This window comes from Nonomuraea aridisoli, assembly GCF_003236395.1.
GTDB lineage: Bacteria > Actinomycetota > Actinomycetes > Streptosporangiales > Streptosporangiaceae > Nonomuraea > Nonomuraea aridisoli.
On the sequence record NZ_POUD01000563.1, the window covers coordinates 1 to 1,347 of the forward strand.

A 1,347-nucleotide genomic window follows, 5' to 3' on the forward strand; every position below is an offset into this window, starting at 1 on the left:
CCGCAGCTCCCCTCCGGAAACGTCGGCCGTCTCTCCGCTCGCCCAACGCCCGAAACCGTCCGGCTCGTTGGGATCCGCCCCGACTCCGCCCGGCTCGGTGCCGGCTCCGCCTGGCTCTCCATGGTCCGGGCGGTCTGGTGCCGAGCGGGCAACGTCCGGCCGGGGGCGGTCGGTCGTGGTGGTCAGGCGGAGGGTGGTGGCCTGGTGGGCGAGGCCGGTGCGCAGGCGGGCGCGTTCGGACTCCAGGTGAGTACGGTGAGCGCGGTGGGCCGCCAGCGCCTCGGCGATCTTCATGGCCTGGTCTCTGACCTGCTCGCGTTCGGCCTCGACACGGTCGAGGGCGGCCGCCAGCGCCGGCTCCCGGTCGGCGACCGCCTGGAGGCGGGCCAGTTCCTGCTCGGCCTGGAGCACCCGCGCTTCGGCGGCCTCGGCGTCGAGCCCCGCCGTGGCGTCGGCCGCGGCCTCGTGCCGGGACTCCAGCGAGGCCAGGGCACGTTCGGCCTGCTCGCGCTGGGAGAGCGCGGCGTCGTATGCGGCCTGGGCGTCGTGTTCGTCGTCGGCCGACGGGGCGCTCGGGGCCGGGGAGGCCGGATGCGGGTGATGCTCGGAGCCGCAGACCGCGCACGGCGAACCGTCGGACAGGTCGCGGGCCAGCTCCGCCGCCATGCCGTCGATGCGGGCCTGCCGCAGGTCGAGCCATCGCTCCCGGAGGGCCTGCGCGTGGTCGACGAGCACCTGGTGCTCGGCCCCGGCCACGTCCAGCTGCGCGGCCAGGGAATCGCGCCGATGGACGGCCTCCAGGAGCGCCCGCGCTGCGTCGAGGTCCGCCGAGGCCGCCGGAACGGCCGCCGCCTCAGCACGTACGTCCGCCAGGGCCGCGCCGGCCTCCGTGATCCTGCCGGGCAGCTCCGCCTCGGCGGCGGCGACCTCGGCCTCGCGCTGCGTCAGCGTCTGGAGCTCACCCACCAGCGCGGCCAACTCACGCTCGACCTCGACCAGATGAACGGCGGCGTCCCGTACGGCCTCCACGGCGGGTATCCGCGCGGCGTCCCCGCGAGCCTCGGCGAGCCTCCCCTCGGCCTCCTCCAAAAGCCCGGGCAGCAGCGCCAGCCGAGCGGCCACGTCCTCATCGGCGGCCACCAGCTCAGCCAGCTCCGCCTCCACCCGGGACAGGTCGCGCCGCACCACCGACAGCCGCGCCTCCTCGGTCAGCAACTCGGACAACCGCGCGATCTCGTCCTGCCGCCCCCGCTCCAACGCGGCCAGCCGCGCCACGACCTCCTCACCACCACCCGCCAGCGGATCACCCGCGACCGCCGACGCCCCACCACGCACAGCCCCCAGCGC

The 1,347-nt window shown here is 76.2% G+C and carries 1 protein-coding gene; it reads right to left on the bottom strand.

The genetic code is table 11. The features are described 5' to 3' along the window. A partial coding sequence (locus C1J01_RS48075; protein ID WP_500048304.1) for a coiled-coil domain-containing protein occupies positions 1–1,347 on the bottom strand: 1,347 nt, incomplete at both ends.